Raw genomic sequence first — 19,490 nt, forward strand, 5'->3', positions numbered from 1 at the left:
CGACAGCGCGACGTCATCCACCACCTGCGATAGGCTCCGATCATGATCAACACCACGAACGACCCGACGACACCGCCCACCCAGCGGTCGATCGGCGAACTCGTCGCCTCGATCAAGGACGAGGTCCTCGGGGTCGTGCACCACGAGATCGACATCGCCAAGAAGGAGATCACCGGGATCGCCATCAAGGCGGGCGTGGTCGCCGCATGCGCGGCCGTGCTGCTCTTCCTGCTGCTCTCCGCCTGGGTGATGCTGCTGTTTGCCGCGGCCTCCGGCCTGCAGGCCGCCGGGCTGCCCTGGTGGGCCTCCTACCTGATCGTCGCGGGCGTGTTCATCGTCGTCGCGGCGATCGCGGGCCTGGTCGCCTTCCTGGTCGTCAAGAAGATCCGCGCTCCCGAGACCACGATCGACACCGCCAAGGGCGCCGTCGACGCGGTGCAGGGCAAGCGCCGCTCGAACGCCGTCTCCTACGACGACACCTTCGACGAGCTCTACGGCAAGCAGGTCAGCGCCCGCGTCTCCGAGTGACCCCTCGGGGCTGCCCGACGGTCGGCGTCCACGCGCCGACCCGGCCGGCAGACCAGGAGATGCATCTCGCCCGGCGGCGCGCGCAGCGTCCCGAGCCACGTACCCTGGTGCCGTGAGCCTGAACCTCTTCGACACCGCCACACGCGACACCGCGCCCTTCCGCCCCGTGCGAGAGGGCGCGGTGTCGCTGTACGCCTGCGGTCCGACGACGCAGGGGGCGCCCCACATCGGGCACCTGCGCACCTTCCTCGCCGTCGACGTGCTGGTCCGCTGGCTCGAGCGCAGCGGGTACGCGGTCACCTACGTGCGCAACGTGACCGACATCGAGGACAAGATCCTCGCGAAGTCGGCCGAGAACGACGTGCCGTGGTGGGCCTGGTCCTACCGCTTCGAGCGCGAGTTCCACGAGATCCTCGACGACCTGGGCTGCCGCACCCCGGACTACGAGCCGCGGGCGACCGGTCACGTCACCGAGATGATCGCCTTCATGGAGCGCCTGATCGAGCGCGGCCACGCCTACGCCGACGGCGAGGGCAGCGTCTACTTCGACGTCCACAGCCTCGAGGACTACGGCTCCCTGACCCACCAGGCCCTCGAGGACATGCAGGACGCGGGGGAGGAGCCCGAGCCGGGCAAGCGCGACCCCCGCGACTTCGCGCTCTGGAAGGCCGCCAAGCCCTCTGAGCCGGCGACCGCCGCCTGGGACACGCCCTTCGGACGCGGCCGACCGGGCTGGCATCTCGAGTGCTCCACGATGGCTCACCGCTACCTCGGGGAGACCTTCGACATCCACGCCGGCGGCCTGGACCTGCGCTTCCCCCACCACGAGAACGAGCAGGCACAGTCCCACGGCGCCGGTCACGGCTTCGCGCGCACGTGGATGCACGTCGGCGTGCTCACCGTGGACGGCATGAAGATGGGCAAGAGCCTGGACAACTTCGTCACCGGCGAGGACGCGCTGGCCGCCCACCCCGCCCCGGCCGTCCGGCTCGCGTTGCTGGGCTCCCACTACCGCGCCACCAGTGAGTACAACGAGACCTCGCTGCGCGAGGCCGAGGTGGTCTGGGAGCGCTTCGCGGCGACCGTGGGCCGCGCGCGGGAACAGCTCGGAGAGCAGGACGTGCTCGCGCAGGACCTGCGCGCCGTGGAGCTGCCGGAGGCCTTCGTCGAGGCGATGGACGACGACCTCTCGGTCCCCGAGGCGATGGCCTCGATCCACCGCACACAGGGTGCGCTGAACACGGCCCTGGCAGCGGGCAGCCGCGACGACGAGGAGATCCGCCGACTGCTCGCCGAGCTGCGCGCCATGCTCGACGTGATGGGGCTGGACCCCGTCAGCTGGGAGGAGAACGCGGGCGCCGGCGACGACGCGCACGCCGCTCTCGACGCCCTGGTGAAGGACAGACTCGCCGAGCGCGCCGAGGCCCGCTCGGCCAAGGACTACCAACGGGCCGACGCGATCCGCGACGCGCTCGAGAACGCAGGCATCCGGGTCGAGGACGGCGCCGAGGGCGCCCGTTGGAGCCTCGCACCCCGAGATCGGAAGGACTCCTGATGGCAGGCAACAGCTCGCGGCGCGGTGCCACCCGCCGCTCCAAGAAGGGCGCGTCCGTCGGCTCCGGCGGCGTGCGCCGTCGCGGCCTGGAGGGCAAGGGCCCCACGCCCAAGGCCACGGACCGCCCCGGCCACAAGAACTACCAGGGCGGCTCCGGGGGATCCGGCAGCGGCGGATCCGGGCGCGGGGGCGCCGGTGGCCGCAAGGGCCGCGGGCCTGCGTCCTCGGCCGAGAACCAGGTCGCCGGACGCAATGCCGTTCTCGAGGCGCTCCAGGAGAGGATCCCCGCGACCTCGCTGACCATCCTGCAGCGCATCGAGACCGACGAGCGGGTCCGCGAGATCCTGCGCCTGGCCACCGCCCAGGGCCTGCCGATCGCCGAGGCCACCCGCACCGACCTGGACCGGATCACCGATCACGCGGTGCACCAGGGCGTCGCCCTGACGATCCCGCCCTACGAGTACGCGAGCGTCGACGAGCTGCTGGACATCGCCCACGACTCCTTCGAGCCGCCGCTGCTGATCGCCCTGGACGGGATCACCGATCCGCGCAACCTCGGAGCGATCCTGCGCAGCGCCGGCGCCTTCGGCGTCCACGGGGTGATCCTCCCGGAGCGTCGCAGCGTCTCGATGACCGCGAGCGTCTGGAAGGTCGCCGCCGGCGCCGCCGGCCGCGTGCGCGTCGCACAGGTCACGAACCTCAACCGCAGCCTGGCGGACCTCAAGACCAAGGGTGTGTTCGCCCTGGGCCTGGACGCCGACGGCGACGTCTCCACCCGCGATCTCGCCTCGCAGGACCGCTCCCTCGGCACCGAGCCCGTGGTGCTGGTGGTCGGCGCGGAGGGCAAGGGGCTCTCGCGTCTGGCGCGCGAGACCTGCGACCAGGTCGTCTCCATCCCGATGGGTCGGGACACCGAGTCGCTGAACGCCTCCGTCGCCGCGGCGATCGCCCTCTACGAGATCGCGGGGGTCCGGGGAGGCACGGGGCTGGCCTGAGGCGACCCGAGCACTCGGCCCCTCCGGTCGGCCCGGGATCAGCTCTCGACGATCGGCAGGGCTGAGGTCTCGGTGGTCACCAGGGACTTCTCATCCGGCCGGTGGGGCAGGACGGTCTCGACGTAGTCGGCCACGGCCTCGCTCATCGGGACGTCCCGGCCCTGCTTCTCGCTGAGGTACCACTTGTGCTCGAGGACCTCGTGGAAGAACTCCGGGGGCTGCAGCTTCGAGCGCATGGTGCGGGGGATCGCGCGGACGATCGGCTCGTAGTGCTCCTGCTGCCACTCATGGGCCACGAACTCCTCCTCCTCGGCCTGCTGGTCGGTGATCGCCCCGTACTGGTCGAGGTCGTTCAGGAGCCGGCGTGCCTGGTTCTCCTGCGCGTCGATCCCCGTCAGCCGCATCAGACGCCGGGCGTGGTGCCCCGCATCCACGACCTTGGGCTGGATGGAGACGGTGGTGCCGTCCAGGTCGGTGGTCAGCTCGAGCTCGCCGACGTCGAAGCCCAGCTTGTTGAGCCGCTCGATGCGCGCCGAGACCCGCCAGCGCTCGTCGGCCGCGAAGCTCTCGCGCTCGGTGAGCGCCGACCACAGCTCGTCGTAGCGGGCGAGCAGCTGGTCGCCGACGTCCACGGGGTCGGAGTCCTCGTCGATCAGCTCGCCGGCCTGCAGGTCCATCAGCTCACCGATGATGTTGGTGCGTGCCAGGTCGAGGTCGTAGGCGCGCTGCCCGTCGGTCAGGCTCTCGTGCAGGGTGCCCGTCTCGACGTCCACGAGGTAGGCCGCGAACGCTCCCGCATCGCGGCGGAACAGGGTGTTGGACAGCGAGACGTCGCCCCAGAAGAAGCCCTCGAGGTGCAGACGCACCAGCAGCACGGCCAGCGCGTCCAGCAGACGCCGGGCCGTGTCCTCGTGGGAGATCTGCGAGAACACCGCGCGGTAGGGCAGGGAGAACTGCAGATGACGCGTGATCAGGATGGCGTCCATCGGCTCACCGGCCGTGTCCGCGCGCCCGCTGATCACCGCGAAGGGCTCCACCGCAGGGATGCCGATCTTCCGCAGCACGCGCAGCATGTCGTACTCGCGCTGGGCGAGGTCGCGGTTGATCTCCTTCAGGGCGAGCACCCTCCCGGAGACACGCACGAAGCGCACCACGTGGCGGGAGATGCCGCGGGGGAGGGCGGCCAGGATGGACTCGGGCCAGTCCTCGAGGGGCTTCTCCCAGGGCAGGTCGAGGAGCGCGGGGTCGGGGCGTGACGCCGTGATCTCCAGGGATGCCATGCGGTCCATTCTGCCCTGCCGACGGATCCTCGCGCACGGGGACGAGGGACGCACAGGTCGCAGGCTGCCCGCGGGGTCGCGCAGCGGCCGCCCCCGACACAGATCGGCCGCGGCAGGCCCCCTCGGGACCCGCCGCGGCCGATCGTGTCAGCTGCCGGCCGGGGCTCAGTCGCCCAGGCGCGCGCCGCTCTTGACGTCGAACAGGTGCACGTGGCCCTCCTTGGGCTGGAAGTGCACGGTCTCGCCCTTCATCGGGGGCTTGCGGCCGTCCACGCGCGCGATGATCGGCTTGGCGTTCTCGTCGGAGCCGGCCAGGCGGCCGTAGACGTAGGCGTCCGCACCCAGCTCCTCGACCACGTCGACCTCCACGGCGAGGCCGTTCTCGGCGAGATCCAGGTCCTCCGGACGCACGCCCACGGTCACCGAGGTCTCGTCGGTGTCCGAGAGGGTCGCGCGGTCCACGGGCACGGTGACCGCACCGAACTGGACGCCCTGGTCGGTGAGCTTCTGCTCGACCAGGTTCATCGCCGGGGAGCCGATGAAGCCCGCGACGAACACGTTGTTCGGGTGGTCGTACATGCGACGCGGGGAATCGATCTGCTGCAGCACGCCGCCGTTGAGCACCGCGACGCGGTCACCCATCGTCATGGCCTCGGTCTGGTCGTGCGTCACGTACACGGTGGTGACGCCGAGACGACGCTGCAGCGAGGCGATCTGGGTACGGGTGGACACACGCAGCTTCGCGTCGAGGTTCGACAGCGGCTCGTCCATGAGGAACACCTGCGGGGAACGCACGATCGCGCGGCCCATGGCCACACGCTGACGCTGACCACCGGAGAGCGCCTTCGGCTTGCGGTCCAGGTACTGCTCGAGGTCGAGGATCTTGGCGGCCTCCTCGACGCGCTTGCGGATCTCGGCCTTCGGGGTGCCGGCGATCTTCAGGGCGAAGCCCATGTTGTCGGCGACCGTCATGTGCGGGTACAGCGCGTAGTTCTGGAACACCATCGCGATGTCGCGATCCTTCGGCGGGACGTCGGTGACGTCGCGCTCGCCGATCAGGATGCGACCCGCGTCGATCTCCTCGAGACCGGCCAGCATGCGCAGGGAGGTCGACTTCCCGCAGCCCGAGGGGCCCACCAGGACGAGGAACTCACCATCCTCGATCGCGATGTCGAGGCCGTCCACCGCCGGGCGCTCCTGGCCCGGGTAGACGCGGCTCGCGTGGTCGAACGTGACTGTAGCCATGGTGATTCCCTCCACCGGCAGGTACGTGCCGGACGATCCGTTGTGAAGTGTCATGAGTGCCGATGCAGCAGTGCACCGCCTCGAAGGCATGTGGGCAACATCGCACCGGCGATCGGAAGTGTATCCCAGATCTCAGGGTGCTCCGGACAACGCCCCGGCGGGGTGTCCGGCGTGGCGGTCGGGGCCGCTGCGGATCCGCCCGGGCAGCGATACTGGACCGATGGATCTCACCGAGTACGTCCAGCGCCTGCTGTCCCGCCGCTCCCGCGACGACGAGCCGCTGCGCATCGTCCAGGCGGGCCATCCCGCCCTGCGCGGGCCCATGCGCGAGGCCCGCGGACGCCTCGAGCCGGAGCTCCTGCGCGCTCTCGTGCAGGCGATGGTGGTGACCATGCGCGATGCGCCCGGCGTGGGTCTGGCCGCTCCCCAGATCGGGGTGCCGCTGCGCCTGTTCGTGGCGGAAGACAGGATCGCCGCGGCCGACCGGGACCCCGAGGACGACCTGCTCGAGCGCGTGCCCTTCTCCCTGCGCACGGTGCTCGACCCCTCCTACCGGGCAGTCAGCAGCGAGACCGTCTTCGCCCACGAGGGCTGCCTCTCCGTCGACGGGCTCAGCTCGATCGTCCCCCGAGCGCGCCGGATCGCCTTCCGCGGCAGTCTGCTGCAGGAGGACGGGACGCTCGTGGAGGTCGACGAGGAGCATTCGGGCTGGCCGGCCCGGATCCTCCAGCACGAGACCGACCACCTCGACGGCATCCTCTGCCACGACCTGTGCGTCCCGCGCTCCCTCGTCGACTCGCGGTACGCCGCGCGGTGGGCCGATCTCTCCGAGGCGATCGAGGGGCTGGGGCTGAGCGGACCGATCACGCAGCTCGCGCCCGGCGAGGTCGTCCTGCGCTGAGCCGTCGGCCGCAGCCGCCGTCCACATGCTCCGCACGGACGGCGACGCTAGGGTGAGGCACGGCCCCGGGAACACCCGGAGGTGCAGTCCAGCGGAAGGGGAGTCGATCGTGGCGAGCAAGGACGCGAAGAACGACAAGGACGCCGCGAAGGACGGCACGGGCACCGGAGGTGTCCAGGCCCCCGACGAGAGGGTGCTCGGGCTCGTCGACCATGCCCTGAGGATCCAGCGGCCGGTGGCCGACAAGTACGTGGCCTCGCTGCGCGGCAAGCACCCGGAGTACTCCGACGACCAGCTCGTCGAGCACGTCGAGAAGCAGTTCCTGCGCCTGCTCACGGTCTCCGGTGCGGGCGTGGGCGGTGCCGCCGCCCTCCCCGGTGTGGGGACGGCCGCTGCGATCGCGATGACCTCCGGTGAGGGCGCGGCCTTCGCCGAGGCCTGCGCCTTCCTCATGCTCGCGGTCGCCAAGGTGCGGGGCGTCGACATGGGGGACCAGGGCAGCCGGAAGATGGTCGTCCTCGGCGTCCTGGGCGGCGAGAAGGGCGAGGAGCTGGTCTCCAAGGCCATGGGCCGACAGGGACTGCAGTGGGGTGCCGTGCTCAACGGCGTCGCCCCGGACTTCGTCGTCTCCACCGTCAACAAGCAGATCAAGCGCTGGATCCGACGCAAGATCGCCGCGCGCATGGGCGGCGTCTGGGCCGGACGCCTGATCCCCTTCGGCGTGGGCGCCGTGGTCGGGGGAGTGGGCAACCGGCTCGTGGCCCGCGGCATCCTCAAGGCGGAGCGGGAGATCTTCTCGCACGTCGACGACCTCGGTTCGGGCGCGAGCGGGGACCGCGCCCAGCTCGGGTCCTGATCCCGGGCCACGCCGCCACAGACGAATCGGGCGCATCCCGACGCGAGGATCCTGGATCCTGGCGCCGGGATGCGCCCGACTCTCGTCCACGGCCGCCCGCGGGCGGCCCCGGGGTCAGACCTCGACCGTGAACTCGTTCTCGTGCTCGGTGCCCTTGGCGCGCTCGTAGGAGCGGCGGATCTCGGCCTCCGCGTCGCTGCGGCCCTCCCAGTGGGCCCCCTCGACGCTCTTGCCGGGCTCGAGGTCCTTGTAGACCTCGAAGAAGTGCTGGATCTCCAGGCGGTGGAACTCCGAGACGTCGGTCAGCTCCTGGCGGCGCACCTGGCGCTGATCGCCCACCGGGACGGCGATGATCTTGTCGTCGCCGCCGGACTCGTCGCGCATGCGGAACATGCCCAGCGCGCGGCAGCGGATCAGGCAGCCCGGGAACGTCGGCTCCTCGAGCAGGACCAGGCAGTCCAGCGGGTCCTCGTCCTCACCCAGCGTGCCCTCGATGAACCCGTAGTCGTCCGGGTAGCGGGTGGCCGTGAACAGCATCCGGTCCAGCCGGATGCGCCCGTTGTGGTGGTCCACCTCGTACTTGTTGCGATTCCCTCGCGGGATCTCGATCGTGACGTCGAACTCCACGTGTGCGGCTCCGTTGCGATGCTCGTGCCCTGAGGGCGCGGTCAATGGTCCTGACACTCTATATCGTGGAGACATGCGGACAGAGAAGGTCTGGCGCGCGATCGCCATCACGCTGTGTGCGGCCGTGCCCGTGAGCTTCTATGCCGTGGGGGACCTCACCGATGCGTTCCCCGGCGTGCTCACCCTCCGGCAGGACTCCACCGAGCAGCCGGCCGGTCCCCGCGCGCAGGGAGAGGACTACGAGCGCGAGGACGCCCGCGCGGTCGTCCCGACCCCTGCGACCTCGGCCACGGACGCCGCCGACGACTCCCTGAGCAACCGGCTGGCCGGGCACGCGAAGGACCCGGTGATCGCCGGAGGACTCGCCTACTCGGTGGTGGACGCGGATTCGGGCGAGGTGATCGCCCAGCGGGATGCCGACACCCCGCGTCCGCCGGCATCGACCCTGAAGCTGCTGACCGCCTCCGCCCTGCTGCGCAGTGTCGACGGCGACTCGCGCCTGCGCACGCGCGCCGTCCTCGAGGGCAGCACGCTGACCCTGGTGGGCGAGGGAGACATGACCCTCACCCCGAAGCGTCTGGACGCGCTCGCGAAGGATGCCGCGGAGCTCGCACGGACGAACGACGTCACGACGGTGGACCTGCGGCTGGACACCAGCGCCCTGCCAGGAGGGGACAACCCGGCCTGGGGTGACAACGGGCGCGAGGGCGGATGGGTCACCCCCACGGCCGCGCTCGCCGTCGACGAGGGCTGGCTGGACGGCGAGCAGTACGGCAAGAAGTCCGCGGACCCCGAGAAGGACGCGGCAGAGGAGTTCGCCGCGCGCCTCGAGAAGCACGGGGTGAAGATCTCCGGGGATGTCCGTCCGGGCCGGGCCCCGCAGGTCGGAGGCGATGTCCAGGAGGCCATCACCCGCTCCGCACCGTTGCGCGAGATCCTCCAGCACGCCCTGGAGACCTCTGACAACACGCTCGCCGAGCTGATGGCCCACCTGGTCGCCCGCTCACAGGGCATGGAGGCCACCCCGGAGAACGCCGCGAAGGCCGTCGGCGCCGAGGTGAGGGCTCTCGGGAAGGAGGTCGGCGTCCCGGCCGAGGACCTCGACGCCCTCGTCGTCCGTGACGGCAGCGGACTGTCGACACAGGACCGCGTCCCCCCGCGGATGCTCAGCGCGATCCTCGGCGAGGTCTCCTCCGGTGGGGCGCCGCAGCTCGAGCCCCTGCTGTACGACGTCCCGGTCGCCGGGCTCAGCGGCACCCTCGCCGACCGCTTCGGGCACGAGGACGCCGCCTGGGCACGCGGTGTGGTGCGCGGCAAGACCGGGTACCTCGCGGGGACCTCGGCCCTGGCCGGTGTGACCGTGCTGCCGGACGGGCGCACGGTCGCCTTCGACATCGTCGTCCACGGTTTCGACGGCGCCGACGCGGACGAGGCCAAGGCCGCCTCCGACGACGTCGCCGCCGAGCTCGTCCGCGCGTCCTGACCCCGCACACCGCCGCCCCGAGGAGGTAACCCCATGCCCGGTCCGCCCCGCGTGGTCGCCCGCGCCCGTGCCGCGGTGCGTGCGGCTCTGCTCGAGCGCCTCGCCCTGCTCGCGGACGACACCGCCGCCGGGGGTCTCGCAGCCCGGATCCTGGTGGGCCTCAGCGGCGGGGCGGACTCGCTCGCGCTGCTCGCCACCACCTGCTGGGTCGGGGGCCGGATGGGGTTGGAGACGGAGGCCGTGATCATCGACCACGGCCTGCAGGAGGACTCCTCCCAGGTCGCCGAACGTGCCCGCGCGAGCGCCGAACGACTCGGGGCGAGCGCCGTCCACGTGATCAGGGTCGACGTGGACACGGCCGCGTCCGGCGGGCTGGAGAACGCCGCCCGCTCGGCCCGCCACGAGGCCTTCGAGCACCTCCTCGACGGGCGCGGCGCCCTCGCCCTCCTGCTCGGCCACACCCTCGACGACCAGGCCGAGCAGGTGCTGATGGCGCTCGCCCGGGGAGCCGGTCCCCGGGCGCTGGCAGGGATGCCGCCCACCCGCGGCCCCCTGCTGCGTCCCTTCCTGGGGGACGGCCGTCAGGAGGACACCGCCATCTCGCGCCCGGACACCGAGGAGATCTGCCGGCTGCACGACCTCGAGTGGTGGGACGACCCGATGAACGCGGACACCGCCATGCTGCGCTCGCGCGTGCGCCACCGGGTGCTGCCGATGCTGCGGGAGGAGCTGGGGGAGCAGATCACGAGCAACCTCGCCCGCACCGCGGCCCTGGTGCGCCCGGACTCCGAGATGCTCGACGCGGAGGCCGCCGAGCTCATCCCCGGCCTCGAGAGGGACGGTTCCCGCCGGGATCAGGACGGGGACCTGCTCGCCCTGGACGTGCATGCCCTCGCCCCTCTGGCTGCCCCGCTGCGCACGCGCGTGCTGCGTGATGCGTCACGTCTGGCCGAGGATCGCGGCGGAGCCCCGTCGGACAAGTCCCTGATGCGCCGCCAGGTGCTGGCCGTCGACTCCCTCGTCGTCTCATGGCACGGTCAGTCAGCCGTGCCTCTTCCGGGTAGGATCGAGGTCGCTCGTCGCGACGGGCTGCTGGTCTGGAGATCCGCCTGAGACCCGGGAGGATGCGACCGCCGGCGCCCGGAGCCGTGCACGCGAGGACGACCCGCACCCGACCCACGGAGGAGACCGCGTGTCCACCACCCCCCATCAGGACGTCCAGCGCGTCCTGCTCGATGAGCGGGCCATCCAGGAGCGACTGCGCGAGATGGGCAGCCGCATCACCGAGGACTACGCGGACGACCCGCCGCTGCTGGTGGGGGTCCTCAAGGGCGCCGCCTTCGTGATGGCCGACCTCTCCCGCAAGATCGACCTCGACGTCGACATGGACTGGATGGCCGTCTCCTCCTACGGCTCGGGGACCAAGTCCTCGGGCGTGGTGCGGATCCTCAAGGACCTCGGTGCCGACATCTCCGACCGCCGGGTGCTGATCGTCGAGGACATCATCGACTCCGGTCTCACCCTGAAGTGGCTGCTGGCGAACCTCCGCTCCCGCGGCCCCAAGAGCGTGGACGTCGCCACGCTGCTGCGCAAGCCCGACGCTGCGCGCGTCGAGATCGACGTCAAGTACGTCGGCTTCGACATCCCCAACGAATTCGTGATCGGTTACGGCCTGGACTACGACGAGTCCTACCGGAACCTTCCCTACGTGGGCGTCCTGAAGCGCTCCGTGTACGAGGACTGAGATGGCAAGCACCACCAAGAAGAAGCGCCCCGGCGCGTCGATCGCGATCTGGATCGCGGTCGCCCTGCTGCTGGGCGTCCTCGCGTTCACGTTCCTGGGGCGCGACAGCTACCAGCAGGTCGACACCGAGCAGGGACTGCAGCTGCTGGACCAGGGCAAGGTCGAGCAGGCGAAGATCATCGACGGCAACCAGCAGCGGGTCGACCTGGTGCTGACCGAGGACTACGGCGACAAGGGCAAGAAGGTCTACTTCTCCTACGTCACCGCGCGCGGTGACTCCGTCGTCGACGCGGTCCAGAAGTCCGACCCGGACAAGGGCTTCACCGACGAGGTGGCCACCAGCTCCGTGTGGTCGAGCCTGCTGATCTCCTTCCTGCCGATGCTCCTGCTGCTGGGCGCCTTCTGGTTCCTGATCATGAACGCCCAGGGCGGCGGCGGCCGGGCCATGCAGTTCGGCAAGTCCAAGGCCAAGCTGTTCAACAAGGAGGCCCCCAAGGTCACCTTCGGCGACGTCGCCGGCGCCGACGAGGCCGTCGAGGAGCTCGACGAGATCAAGCAGTTCCTGGTCTCCCCGGAGAAGTACCACGCCGTCGGTGCGAAGATCCCCAAGGGCGTCCTGCTCTACGGGCCTCCCGGCACCGGCAAGACCCTGATCGCCAAGGCCGTCGCCGGCGAGGCGAACGTGCCCTTCTACTCGATCTCCGGCTCGGACTTCGTGGAGATGTTCGTGGGTGTCGGCGCGAGCCGCGTGCGCGACCTGTTCTCCACCGCCAAGGAGAACGCCCCAGCGATCATCTTCATCGACGAGATCGACGCCGTCGGCCGCCATCGCGGCGCCGGCATGGGCGGCGGTCACGACGAGCGCGAGCAGACGCTGAACCAGATGCTCGTCGAGATGGACGGCTTCGACGAGAACCAGAACGTCATCCTCATCGCGGCCACCAACCGCGTGGACATCCTGGACCCTGCGCTGCTGCGCCCGGGCCGCTTCGACCGCCAGGTCGCGGTGGGCCTGCCGGACCTCAAGGGCCGTCTGCACATCCTGGGCGTCCACGCGCAGGGCAAGCCGCTCGCGGAGGACGTCGACCTCGAGATCGTCGCGCGGCGCACCATCGGCATGTCCGGCGCGGACCTCGCGAACGTGCTCAACGAGGCGGCGCTGCTGACCGCACGCTCGAACAACCAGATCATCGATTCCCGGGCGCTGGACGAGGCCATCGACCGCGTCTCGATGGGCCCGCAGCGCTACTCCAAGGTGATGAGCGACCGCGAGCGACAGATGACCGCGTACCACGAGGGCGGTCACGCGCTGGTGGCGGCGGCGCTGAACTACTCGGCACCGGTCAACAAGGTGACGATCCTGCCGCGCGGCCAGGCCGGCGGCTACACGATGGTCGTGCCCACCCAGGACCGCAACTACCAGTCCCGCAACGAGCTGCTGGACCGCCTCTCCTACGCGCTCGGCGGCTACGCCGTCGAGGAGGGCATCTTCCACGACGTCACCACCGGGCCCAGCTCGGACCTGCAGAACGCCACCAAGATCGCCCGCACCATGGTCACCCAGCTGGGCATGAGCGCGAAGGTCGGCCAGGTGTTCTACGGCAGCGGCCAGGACGAGGTCTTCGTCGGCATGCAGCAGGGCGGCGAGGTGCAGGTCTCGGACGAGACGGCGCAGCTGATCGACGAGGAGGTGCGTCGTCTGCTCGACGACGCGCTCACCGAGGCCTGGGCCGTGATCTCCGAGAACCGCCACGTGCTGGATCGACTGGTGCTCGAGCTGCTCGAGAAGGAGACGCTGAACGAGCACCAGCTCGCCGCCGTCTTCGAGGACGTCGTCAAGCGCCCGTCGCGGGACGTGTGGCAGTCCTCGGACACCCGCCCCGTGTTCACCGCGCCGCTCGTGGGCGGCGAGCCCCTCGACGCGAGCGAGGAGCACGGCGACGCCGGCGAGCCGCTCACCCCCGGACCGCCCGAGCTGCCCTCCCCGGGTGGCGACGGTCCGCAGATCCCCGGTCACCCCGGCGGCGGCACGGACCGGACCGACGACTCGTCGCACGGTGCCTGAGATGACCGACGAGGCGACCTCGAACGGGCCGTCGACCACCGGTGACGCATCACCGCTGATCGACGGCCCGAGGGTCGAGGCCGCCGTGCGCGAGATCCTCGCCGCGATCGGGGAGGACCCCGACCGCGACGGGCTCGTGCAGACCCCCGGTCGGGTCGCGCGGATGTACGAGGAGGTCTTCGAGGGCCTGGGGATGGACGCCCACGAGCCGCTCGCGGTGACCTTCGGCGACATCGAGCACCAGGAGCTCGTGCTCGTGCGCGACATCCGCTTCCACTCGATGTGCGAGCACCATCTGCTGCCCTTCTTCGGCACCGCCCACGTGGGCTACATCCCCGGGGCGCTGGGCGTCACGGGACTCAGCAAGATCGCCCGCCTCGTGCACGTCTACGCGCGGCGCCCGCAGGTCCAGGAGCGGATCACCAGCCAGATCGCCGACGCCCTCATGGAGGAGCTGCAGGCGGCGGGCGCCATCGTCGTGCTCGAGGCCGAGCACATGTGCATGTCCATGCGCGGGGTGCGCGCCGAGGGTGCGCAGACCGTGACCTCCGCCGTCCGCGGGATCCTGCGCAAGGGCACCACCCGCTCCGAGGCGATGTCCCTGATCATGAGGGGCTGAGGCCGATGCGCACGCGCGCGGAGCTGCTGCGGCCCGAAGGGCTCCCGGAGTCCCTCGAGCGGGACACCACCGTGGTGATGGGCATCCTGAACGTCACCCCCGACTCCTTCTCCGACGGCGGCCGGCACGACGACCCGGCGGCCGCCCTCGACCACGCCCGCCGCATGCTCTCCGAGGGGGCGGCGATCATCGACGTGGGCGGCGAGTCGACGCGCCCCGGCGCCCAGCGCGTGGACGCGGAGGAGGAGCTGCGTCGCGTCCTGCCGGTGGTGCGTGCTCTCGCCGCCGAGGATGTCGTGGTCAGCGTCGACACCATGCGCGCGTCCGTCGCCGAGGCCGTGGTGGAGGCCGGCGCCCTGATCCTCAACGACGTCTCGGGAGGTGCGGCCGACGAGCGCATGCCCGGGGTGATGGCCTCCTCCCGCACCCGTCTCGGAGGCCCGCCGGTCGTGATCGCGATGCACTGGCGCGGCCACAGCGACGTCATGAACGACCTCACGACCTACCAGGACGCCCCCCGCGACGTCGCCCGGGAGCTCGGCGAGCGCCTGGACGCGCTGCGCGAAGCCGGCGTGGAGAACGGTCGGCTGGTGGCCGATCCCGGACTGGGGTTCTCCAAGACCGGCGAGCAGAACTGGGAGGTCCTCGGTGACTGGGATGCGCTGCGCTCCCACGGGCTGCCGGTGCTGATCGGTGCCTCCCGCAAACGGTTCCTCGCGAGGTTGGGCGGAGACGTCGACGCAGCAACGGCCGCCGTCAGCCAGCTCAGCGGCCGGCAGCGGGCCTGGGCGGTGCGCGTGCACGACGTCGCCTCCTCCGTCACGGCCCTGACGGTCCAGGCCCGCTACGAGCGGAGCGAGAGATGAGCATCTCCGTGCAGGACCTTCCGCGCGAGCTCGCCGCCGCCCTGCGGCCGGAGCCCACGGACCGGATCGAGCTGATCGGCCTGCGGGCCCGCGGCCACCACGGCGTGCTGGAGACCGAACGCCGTGAGGGCCAGGACTTCCTCGTGGACCTGACGATGGAGGTCGACACCGCACCCGCCGCCCGCACCGACGCCCTGGGACGCACCGTGAACTACGCCCAGGTCGCCGACGCCGCCGTGGCCGAGATCGAGGGCGGGCCCCATCAGCTCATCGAGACCCTCGCCTCCCGGATCGCCGAGCGGGTGCTCACCGAGCAGATCCTGGTGCGCCGGATCGAGGTCATGCTCCACAAGCCCTCGGCCCCGATCCCACACCCCTTCGGCGACGTGCGCGTCCGCATCGGTCGACGCGCCGGACCCGTCCCCGCCGTCCTCGCCCTCGGCAGCAACCTCGGGGACCGCGAGGAGCATCTGACGCGCGCCCTCGAGCTGCTCCGCGCGGCCGAGGGGATCGAGGTCGCCTGGACCGGGCCCGTCGTCGAGACCGATCCCGTCGGCGGCGTCGACCAGGGGGCCTTCCTGAACACCACGATCGGGGTGCTCAGCGACCGCGGCCCCTGGCAGCTGCTCGAGCTGGCCCACGCCCTCGAGCGCGACGCCCGTCGCGTGCGCGCGGTCCGCTGGGGCCCGCGCACCCTTGACGTCGACGTCATCACCTACGGGGATCTCGTCCAGGACGACGAGGAGCTCACCCTGCCCCATCCCCGCGCCCGGAAGCGCGCCTTCGTGCTCGCCCCCTGGCAGGCCGCCCGCCCGGAGGCGATGCTGCCCGGACACGGGCCGATCGCCGCTCTGCTGGAGGCGGCGCCCGACCGGGACGGCGTGCGTCCCGGACCCCACGTCCCCGGGTTCGGCTCCTGATGCGCCCGGTCTCCGTGCCCACGCTGGGCCTGCTCGGCGCCCTGGCGACGCTGTTCGGGGTGGTGCTCTCGCGGTACATCGCAGGTCGCGGGGCGGTGTTCCCGGTGACCGGCTGGTTCACGGGGCTGCTGCTGCTCGTGATCGCCGCCGTGCTGCTGATCGTCGGCATCCCCCTGCGGCGCTACATGAAGGAGAGCGAGGAGCGGGTGCACACGCCCACCATCGCTCCGCGTCGCCACCACATCGACATGATCACCGCGTACCGGATCGTCGTCCTCGCGCGGGCCTGCGCGTACACGGGGACGATCGTCGGCGGGATCCAGCTGGGCCAGTTCGTGTTCCTGGCCTTCTCCGGTATCGGCTCCCCGGTCGGCGCACTGCTGCCCACGGGCTTCGCCGCCCTCTGTGGGGCCGTCCTGGCCGTGCTCGGCGTGATCGTCGAGCGCTGGGGCACCCTGCCCCCGGACGACGGCGACAGCGAGGGCGCCGCCCACCCGAGCGCCTCCTGACCCGTCCCCGGGTTCACCTCATCGCGCCCCGGGCCATCCGTCCGGGCGGCCGAGGGTGGACGTACGTCGCACGCTCTCCCCTCACCCGTCGACGGAAGTCCGGGGGGATCCTCTGCCCATCGTGGTCCGTGCGGGACCGGCCAGGCTGGGATGATGTCCGCATGGACGACACGACACGACCGCCCCGGCTGGGAGGGCGGGGTCTCACCCCGGTATCGCCACGCCTCGTGCCCGCCCGCTACGTCGCCTCGATCCCGTGGTGGGCGCTCTCGGTGCTGCTCGCGATCGGATGCGTGGTCCTCGGAGCATGGCTGGGGTGGTGGTGGATGCACCTGCTCGCCCTGGTGCCGATCCTGTGGTGCCTGCCGGGTCTGCTGCTGACGCCGCGGCGGGTGCGCGCTCTGGGATACCGGGTGGGGGAGGAGGACCTGACCTTCGCGCAGGGCCTGATGTTCCGCTCGGTCACCACCACCCCGTACGGGCGGGTCCAGTCCGTGGAGATCCACGAGGGCCCGGTCGAGCGGCGGTACGGGATCGCGCGCCTGGCGTACTCGACCGCGTCCGACGACGCCGACGGCACCATCCCGGGGCTGACCCGCGAGGAGGCCGAGCAGCTCAAGGAGCTGCTGACCCGCCGCGGCATCGAGAGGATGCAGTCGCTGTGAACGCCCCCGCGGGCCCCGAGGAGGCCGCGAACGGACCGGACGGGTCGGACGGGTCGGACCGGTCGGGCGGGCGCAACGACTTCGCTCCCACGACGCGGCGCACCCATCCGCTCACGCCACTGCTGACCGGATGGAAGATCTTCGCGGGGGTGATCGCGGTCATCGCCGCGCAGAACCTCACCCAGCTGCTCGAGGAGTTCACGGTGCGCCGGGCACTGCTGGGCGTCGGCGCCCTCGCGGTGGCCCTGGTCCTCGCCGTGGCCTTCAGCGCCCTGGCCTGGTGGCGCACCACCTACGAGATCTCCGAGGACGGCGTGACGCGGCGCTCGGGGCTGGTCACCCGCACCGGGCTCACCGCTCCGCGGGAGCGCATCGAGTCCGTGTCGGTGCAGCGCCCCGCGGTGCCCCGACTGCTGGGCCTGGCGAAGGTACGGGTCGAGTTCGCCGGCGGCTCCGACTCCTTCCTCGACCTCGCCTACGTCACCTCTCGCGACGCCGAGGCGATCCGCACCCGCATCCTCTCGGTGGCCGGGCAGGGGAAGGTGCGCCGGGTCGCATCCGCTGCGGACGCAGCGGCGGGAGGATCCGAGGCACCGGGATCATCGGACCGCGCCGCCCGAGGAGGCCTGCGGGGTGATCTCGAGAAGGTCGTCCTGGACGGCGTGACCGAGGGCGACCTGATCGCGCGGATCCCCACCACCCGGCTCCTCCATGCGATGCTGCGCGACCTCGGGTGGCTGCTCGGCCTGCTCGCCGGCGTGCTGTGGATCCTCGTCACCGTCGTGGTGGCCTGGCGCACGGACGGGGTCGGCGTCGGTCTGCTCGCGGTGGTCCTGCCCGCGCTGCTCGCGATCCAACAGGCCGTGCTGCGCCGCATCGAGGGAGGCTGGGGGTTCGTCTCGCGCGACACCGACCGCGGGCTCCGCATGCGCCGCGGTCTGTTCTCCACCCGCACCGACAACCTCGGTGCCGGGCGCGTGCAGGAGATGCGGCTGCGGAGACCCCTGCTGTGGCGTCGCCCCGGATGGAGCGACGTCCGGGTCAGCGTCGCGGGACTCGGTGACGACGACACCTCGGATGCGAGCAAGGTGCTCCCCGTGGGCACCCGGGAGGAGGTCCGGCGCACGCTCGGCCACCTGCTGCCACCGCTGGGCACCGATGACGACCCGCAGCTGCTGGAACGTCTGCTGAGCGTGCCGGCCCGCGACCTCGGCGGCATCGGTCCCCGCCACCGCATCTTCGTCATCGGTCGTCGGACGCGCCGCGCCTTCCTGCTGCCCGGGGCGCTCGTCCTGCGCTCGGGGATCATCGCGCCCACCGTCCAGATCATCCCGCGGGAGAGGATCCAGGGGCTCACCCTCACCCAGGGGCCGGTCGGGCGGATGACCGACAGCGCCACCCTGAGCGTCGGGGTGGCTGCCGCGAGCGCCGAACTCGCCGGTGTCCCGCTCGCCGACCTGCTCGACATCGAGCGGGAGCTCCGCCAGGACGCCGGCAGTGGCCGCCGCTACCGGGACCGCGCGAGCTGGGCCGTCCCACCCCTCGCCCCCCGTGCCGGGTCACCGACGGAACGGGGCGGATCGGTCGGTGCGGCACCCGCTGGTGATCGGGCGCCGGAAGCCGAGACCCGTCAGGACCGTGCCGATTCACACGATGCAGGAGGCAGACCATGAGCGCACCCCGCCTGGGGATCGGCATCATCGGCGCAGGGCGCGTCGGAGCGGCCCTGGGAGCGGCCCTGCGCGCCGAGGGGCATGCGATCACCGGCGCATACGCCGTGTCCGAGGCGTCGAGGGCGCGTGCCGCTGAGATGCTCCCCGACGTCCCCCTGCTCGGGGTCGACCGGATCGTCGAACGCAGCGAACTCGTCCTCCTCGCCGTCCCCGACGATCAGCTCGCACCGCTGGCCGCGGGCATCGCCGCCACGGGCCTGGCCCCCGGCGGGCAGATCTTCGCGCACACCTCCGGGCTGCACGGGATCGATTCCCTCGCGCCCCTCGAGCGCACCGGCGGGATCGCCCTCGCGATGCACCCGGCGATGACCTTCACGGGCACGCCCGCGGATCTCCCGCGGCTGGTGGGCTGCCCCGTGGCGGTCACCGCACGGGAGTCGTTCCTGCCGATCGCCCAGGCCCTCGTGGTCGAGATCGGGGGCGAGCCGGTGACCCTCGCCGAGGGGGACCGCGCCCTCTACCACGCCGCACTCTCGCACGGGGCGAACCACCTGGTGGTGCTCGTCGACCAGGCACGCGAACTGCTCGCGAGCATCGGCATCGAGGATCCGGGTGTCTACCTGCGCCCGCTGCTGACGGCAGCCCTCGAGGAGTCGCTCCGCCGCGGGCGCAAGGCGTTGACGGGTCCCGTCTCGCGCGGTGATGCCGGCACCGTCACCGCGCACCTCGAGGCGCTCGCCGAGGCCGACGGGGCCACGGGCGACACCCGCTCGACCTATCGCGCCCTGGCCCTGGCGGCGCTCGCGAGGGCGGGTCTCGGTGAGCAGGAGGACCGGACGATCCGTGAGATCCTTCAGGGGCCCGCGGACGGGGCGGCGCAGGGGCCCGCTGACGAGGCGGCGGACGAGGCATGAGCGGCACCCGGTCCGGACCCCGCGGGCCCCGCGGACGCTGAGAGG

The 19,490-nt window shown here is 71.7% G+C and carries 19 protein-coding genes; 16 read left to right on the top strand and 3 right to left on the bottom strand.

Translation table 11 applies throughout. The features are described from left to right. Nucleotides 1–42: 42 nt before the first annotated feature. The 3 genes from DEO23_RS08490 to rlmB all read left to right on the top strand — a co-directional run bounded on the left by DEO23_RS08490 (nt 43) and on the right by rlmB (nt 3,078). Entirely contained in the window at nt 43–528 is a 486-nt protein-coding gene (locus DEO23_RS08490) for a phage holin family protein (RefSeq protein WP_109275518.1), read from the top strand. Nucleotides 529–640: 112 nt separating this feature from the next. Continuing rightward, the gene (gene cysS, locus DEO23_RS08495; RefSeq protein WP_109275519.1) at nt 641–2,083 is read left to right on the top strand and encodes a cysteine--tRNA ligase; all 1,443 of its coding nucleotides are present in this window, start codon (nt 641–643) and stop codon (nt 2,081–2,083) included. Next, the gene (gene rlmB / locus DEO23_RS08500) at nt 2,083–3,078 is read left to right on the top strand and encodes a 23S rRNA (guanosine(2251)-2'-O)-methyltransferase RlmB (RefSeq protein ID WP_109275520.1); all 996 of its coding nucleotides are present in this window, start codon (nt 2,083–2,085) and stop codon (nt 3,076–3,078) included. Before cysS ends, rlmB begins: the two co-directional genes overlap by 1 nt. A gap of 38 nt (nt 3,079–3,116) precedes the next feature. Here the strand turns inward: rlmB and DEO23_RS08505 are convergent, their stop codons facing one another. Together DEO23_RS08505 and DEO23_RS08510 are read right to left on the bottom strand one after the other, a co-directional pair. Next, on the bottom strand, nt 3,117–4,358 hold the full coding sequence (locus DEO23_RS08505; protein ID WP_109275676.1) for a DUF4032 domain-containing protein: 1,242 nt from the start codon (nt 4,356–4,358) through the stop codon (nt 3,117–3,119). A 165-nt stretch (nt 4,359–4,523) separates the two neighbouring features. Beyond that, nucleotides 4,524–5,603 (bottom strand): ABC transporter ATP-binding protein, encoded by a 1,080-nt coding sequence (locus DEO23_RS08510; protein WP_109275521.1) that lies wholly within the window; start codon nt 5,601–5,603, stop codon nt 4,524–4,526. A gap of 220 nt (nt 5,604–5,823) precedes the next feature. Between DEO23_RS08510 and DEO23_RS08515 the strand changes: the two genes are divergently transcribed. Both DEO23_RS08515 and DEO23_RS08520 read left to right on the top strand, forming a co-directional pair. Further along, complete coding sequence (locus DEO23_RS08515; RefSeq protein WP_109275522.1) at nt 5,824–6,504, top strand: peptide deformylase; 681 nt, start codon at nt 5,824–5,826, stop codon at nt 6,502–6,504. 109 nt (nt 6,505–6,613) lie between these two features. After that, nucleotides 6,614–7,360 carry a hypothetical protein gene (locus DEO23_RS08520; protein WP_109275523.1) on the top strand — a complete coding sequence of 249 codons (747 nt, stop codon included), beginning with the start codon at nt 6,614–6,616 and terminating at the stop codon, nt 7,358–7,360. Between the two features lie 114 nt (nt 7,361–7,474). Here DEO23_RS08520 and DEO23_RS08525 read toward each other — a convergent pair whose 3' ends face one another. Beyond that, a complete protein-coding gene (locus tag DEO23_RS08525; RefSeq protein ID WP_109275524.1) occupies nt 7,475–7,987 on the bottom strand; it encodes an inorganic diphosphatase in 513 nt (170 codons plus the stop codon). Nucleotides 7,988–8,060: 73 nt separating this feature from the next. Here DEO23_RS08525 and DEO23_RS08530 point away from each other — a divergent pair, with 73 nt between their 5' ends. The 11 genes from DEO23_RS08530 (at nt 8,061) to DEO23_RS08580 (ending at nt 19,445) form a co-directional block, all read left to right on the top strand. Further along, nucleotides 8,061–9,470, top strand: coding sequence for a D-alanyl-D-alanine carboxypeptidase/D-alanyl-D-alanine-endopeptidase (locus DEO23_RS08530; protein WP_109275525.1), 1,410 nt, complete (start codon nt 8,061–8,063; stop codon nt 9,468–9,470). Nucleotides 9,471–9,503: 33 nt separating this feature from the next. Beyond that, the gene (gene tilS / locus DEO23_RS08535; RefSeq protein ID WP_109275526.1) at nt 9,504–10,583 is read left to right on the top strand and encodes a tRNA lysidine(34) synthetase TilS; all 1,080 of its coding nucleotides are present in this window, start codon (nt 9,504–9,506) and stop codon (nt 10,581–10,583) included. 79 nt (nt 10,584–10,662) lie between these two features. After that, nucleotides 10,663–11,214: a hypoxanthine phosphoribosyltransferase gene (hpt, locus tag DEO23_RS08540; protein WP_109275527.1), complete on the top strand. Its 552-nt coding sequence runs from the start codon at nt 10,663–10,665 to the stop codon at nt 11,212–11,214. Between the two features lies 1 nt (nt 11,215). Next, nucleotides 11,216–13,279: an ATP-dependent zinc metalloprotease FtsH gene (gene ftsH / locus DEO23_RS08545; protein ID WP_109275528.1), complete on the top strand. Its 2,064-nt coding sequence runs from the start codon at nt 11,216–11,218 to the stop codon at nt 13,277–13,279. 1 nt (nt 13,280) lies between these two features. Further along, nucleotides 13,281–13,898, top strand: a complete 618-nt coding sequence (gene folE, locus DEO23_RS08550) for a GTP cyclohydrolase I FolE (protein WP_109275529.1) — start codon at nt 13,281–13,283, stop codon at nt 13,896–13,898. A gap of 5 nt (nt 13,899–13,903) precedes the next feature. Next, nucleotides 13,904–14,764 (top strand): dihydropteroate synthase, encoded by an 861-nt coding sequence (folP, locus tag DEO23_RS08555; RefSeq protein WP_109275530.1) that lies wholly within the window; start codon nt 13,904–13,906, stop codon nt 14,762–14,764. After that, nucleotides 14,761–15,684, top strand: coding sequence for a 2-amino-4-hydroxy-6-hydroxymethyldihydropteridine diphosphokinase (gene folK / locus DEO23_RS08560; protein WP_109275531.1), 924 nt, complete (start codon nt 14,761–14,763; stop codon nt 15,682–15,684). Before folP ends, folK begins: the two co-directional genes overlap by 4 nt. Beyond that, nucleotides 15,684–16,193, top strand: coding sequence for a DUF3180 domain-containing protein (locus DEO23_RS08565; protein ID WP_109275532.1), 510 nt, complete (start codon nt 15,684–15,686; stop codon nt 16,191–16,193). The genes folK and DEO23_RS08565 overlap by 1 nt, the downstream gene beginning before the upstream one ends. A gap of 161 nt (nt 16,194–16,354) precedes the next feature. Further along, nucleotides 16,355–16,858, top strand: coding sequence for a PH domain-containing protein (locus DEO23_RS08570; protein ID WP_109275533.1), 504 nt, complete (start codon nt 16,355–16,357; stop codon nt 16,856–16,858). Further along, nucleotides 16,855–18,531 (top strand): PH domain-containing protein, encoded by a 1,677-nt coding sequence (locus DEO23_RS08575; protein ID WP_109275534.1) that lies wholly within the window; start codon nt 16,855–16,857, stop codon nt 18,529–18,531. The genes DEO23_RS08570 and DEO23_RS08575 overlap by 4 nt, the downstream gene beginning before the upstream one ends. After that, nucleotides 18,528–19,445: a Rossmann-like and DUF2520 domain-containing protein gene (locus tag DEO23_RS08580; RefSeq protein ID WP_109275535.1), complete on the top strand. Its 918-nt coding sequence runs from the start codon at nt 18,528–18,530 to the stop codon at nt 19,443–19,445. The genes DEO23_RS08575 and DEO23_RS08580 overlap by 4 nt, the downstream gene beginning before the upstream one ends. The last annotated feature ends 45 nt before the right edge of the window (nt 19,446–19,490 follow it).

Origin of the sequence: Brachybacterium endophyticum (assembly GCF_003130585.1) — a bacterium.
Lineage (GTDB): Bacteria > Actinomycetota > Actinomycetes > Actinomycetales > Dermabacteraceae > Brachybacterium > Brachybacterium endophyticum.

Bases quoted from the DNA above. Each gene is read 5' to 3' on its own strand.
- DEO23_RS08515 (WP_109275522.1), top strand. From the start codon at position 5,824: ATGGATCTCACCGAGTACGTCCAGCGCCTGCTGTCCCGCCGCTCCCGC.
- rlmB (WP_109275520.1), top strand. From the start codon at position 2,083: ATGGCAGGCAACAGCTCGCGGCGCGGTGCCACCCGCCGCTCCAAGAAG.
- DEO23_RS08530 (WP_109275525.1), top strand. From the start codon at position 8,061: ATGCGGACAGAGAAGGTCTGGCGCGCGATCGCCATCACGCTGTGTGCG.
- folK (WP_109275531.1), top strand. From the start codon at position 14,761: ATGAGCATCTCCGTGCAGGACCTTCCGCGCGAGCTCGCCGCCGCCCTG.
- DEO23_RS08580 (WP_109275535.1), top strand. From the start codon at position 18,528: ATGAGCGCACCCCGCCTGGGGATCGGCATCATCGGCGCAGGGCGCGTC.
- DEO23_RS08570 (WP_109275533.1), top strand. From the start codon at position 16,355: ATGGACGACACGACACGACCGCCCCGGCTGGGAGGGCGGGGTCTCACC.
- DEO23_RS08510 (WP_109275521.1), bottom strand. From the start codon at position 5,603: ATGGCTACAGTCACGTTCGACCACGCGAGCCGCGTCTACCCGGGCCAG.
- DEO23_RS08505 (WP_109275676.1), bottom strand. From the start codon at position 4,358: ATGGCATCCCTGGAGATCACGGCGTCACGCCCCGACCCCGCGCTCCTC.
- DEO23_RS08490 (WP_109275518.1), top strand. From the start codon at position 43: ATGATCAACACCACGAACGACCCGACGACACCGCCCACCCAGCGGTCG.
- DEO23_RS08565 (WP_109275532.1), top strand. From the start codon at position 15,684: ATGCGCCCGGTCTCCGTGCCCACGCTGGGCCTGCTCGGCGCCCTGGCG.
- ftsH (WP_109275528.1), top strand. From the start codon at position 11,216: ATGGCAAGCACCACCAAGAAGAAGCGCCCCGGCGCGTCGATCGCGATC.
- folE (WP_109275529.1), top strand. From the start codon at position 13,281: ATGACCGACGAGGCGACCTCGAACGGGCCGTCGACCACCGGTGACGCA.
- folP (WP_109275530.1), top strand. From the start codon at position 13,904: ATGCGCACGCGCGCGGAGCTGCTGCGGCCCGAAGGGCTCCCGGAGTCC.
- tilS (WP_109275526.1), top strand. From the start codon at position 9,504: ATGCCCGGTCCGCCCCGCGTGGTCGCCCGCGCCCGTGCCGCGGTGCGT.